This is a genomic window from Nonomuraea longispora, assembly GCF_004348345.1.
GTDB classification, from domain to species: Bacteria; Actinomycetota; Actinomycetes; order Streptosporangiales; family Streptosporangiaceae; genus Nonomuraea; species Nonomuraea longispora.
In genome coordinates, this window is record NZ_SMJZ01000441.1 from 1 (window position 1) to 1,066 (window position 1,066).

At 76.3% G+C, this 1,066-nt stretch carries 1 protein-coding gene; it reads left to right on the forward strand.

The window, feature by feature from the left end:
• A partial coding sequence (locus E1267_RS46080; protein ID WP_220449971.1) for an NAD(P)/FAD-dependent oxidoreductase occupies positions 1-988 on the forward strand: 988 nt, incomplete at its 5' end.
• Positions 989-1,066 lie beyond the last annotated feature (78 nt).

The window sequence follows — 1,066 nt, forward strand, 5'->3', positions numbered from 1 at the left end:
AGAGACAGGGCCCTCCACCGGGCCCTCCACCGAACCCTCCACCGGGCCCTCCACCGGGCCCTCTGACAGCGGCCCCTCGCTGGGCCCCTCCGGTGACGTGCCCTCGGACGAGCCTGACGCCGGCGCCTCTTCCGCCGCGCCCGCAGGCCCCTTCGCCCGGCCCCCCGGAGGCGGGCACGCGGCCGGGTCCGGCACGGCCGCCGGCGGTGAGGCCGCCACGGTCGCCGGCGACGTTCCTGCCGGACCTGGGCCGCCCGGCGTGGGCGGCACGGGAGCAGGCGGGCCCTCCGGCACCGGAGTCGCGGCGCCCGCGGAAGGCGCAGGGGAACCGGCGCGGGCCCGGCTCACCGGCCTACGCGGGAGCGAGCGGGCGGGCGGCACGTCCTGGCGGCAGGCGACGCCGCTGGAGCCCCGGCAGGCTCCGGTCACCGGCACGGGCGCCCACGACTTCGCCGATGAGGGCGTTCCGCTCGACGCGGACGCCGTGATCGTGGCCGCCGGTGCGTGGACCGGTGAGGTGTGCCGGCCACTGGGGGTGAAACTGCCCGTCTTCCCGAGGCGCGGTCAGATCCTGCACGTCACCCTGGAGGGCATCGACACGGCCTGGTGGCCGATCGTGCTGCCCAGGATCGGCCCCTACCTGCTGGGCTTTCCCGACTCCCGCGTCGTCATCGGCGCGACCATCGAGGACGTGGGCTTCTCGCCGCGTGTCACGATGGGCGGACTCGGCGAGGTGATCGAGGCGGGGTTGCAGGTGGCCCCGGGCCTGGTGGGCGCGACGGTGGCGGAGACCAGGGTCGGGCTGCGCCCGGTGTACGCCCCCGGCAGCCCGCTCATCGGCCGTCTCACCAGCCGGGTGGTGGTGGCGACGGGTCTGAGCTCGTACGGCCTGACGGCGGGCCCCTTCACCGGCCGCATCGCCGCCGCTCTGGCCCTCGGCGACGAACCGCCCATCGACGTCACCCCCTACGCTCCGGCCCTCGCCTGAACGCACGCACCGTCGCGCGTGCCCGCCGCGTCCGTGCAGGCCGCTCCAGGGACCTGCCCTGTCTCTTATACACATCTG